This window comes from Burkholderia sp. SRS-25 (genome assembly GCF_004343765.1).
GTDB lineage: Bacteria > Pseudomonadota > Gammaproteobacteria > Burkholderiales > Burkholderiaceae > Burkholderia > Burkholderia contaminans.
Map to the genome: position 1 here is coordinate 1 of NZ_PTXM01000060.1, position 781 is coordinate 781.

Here is a 781-nt window from a genome sequence, read left to right on the forward strand (position 1 = left end):
CGGGGCCGCGCGTCGCGGACCTGCCGGCGCTGATCCGCGCATTCCATGCGCGCGGGCTGTACCTGATCGCGCGCCTCGTCGTATTCAAGGACGATCCGCTTGCGGCCGCGCATCCCGACTGGGCGGTGCGCGACGCGGCCGGCGGAATCTGGCGCGATCGCGAACACCTGCGCTGGATCGACCCGACCGTGCGCGCCGCGTGGGAACACAACTTCGACGTGGCCGAGGAGGCCGCGCGGATGGGTTTCGACGAGATCCAGTTCGACTACCTGCGCTTTCCCGACGCGAGCGGCCTGCGGTTCGGCGAGCCCAACACCGAGGCGAACCGCGTGGCCGCGATCACCGGATTCCTGGAAGGCGCGCGTGCACGGCTGCGGCCCTACAACCTCTACCTGTCGGCCGACATCTTCGGCTACGTGTGCTGGAATGCCGACGACACGCAGATCGGGCAGCGGCTCGGCGCACTGGGCGGGCTGGTCGACTACATTTCGCCGATGCTGTATCCGTCGGGTTTCACGTGGGGCCTCCCGGGCTGCCGCAAGCCGACCGATCATCCGGGCGAGATCGTCGGGCGCTCGCTCGCCGAGGCGATGCGCCGCACCGGGCTCGACGGCGTGCGCTTCCGGCCCTGGCTGCAGGCGTTTCGCGACTATGCGTTCGACCGGCGCGCATTCGACGCGGCGGATATCCGTGCTCAGGTGGACGCCGCCGACGCGGCCGGCACGGACGGATGGATGCTGTGGAATCCGCGCAATCGCTACGATCCCGCTGCGCTGCCGCG

General features: G+C 70.3%; 1 protein-coding gene. It reads left to right on the forward strand.

Annotation, left to right across the window (positions count from 1 at the left end):
• Window positions 1-781 (forward strand): putative glycoside hydrolase (locus C5O79_RS37880; protein ID WP_165935662.1); only part of this gene is annotated, 781 nt, incomplete at both ends.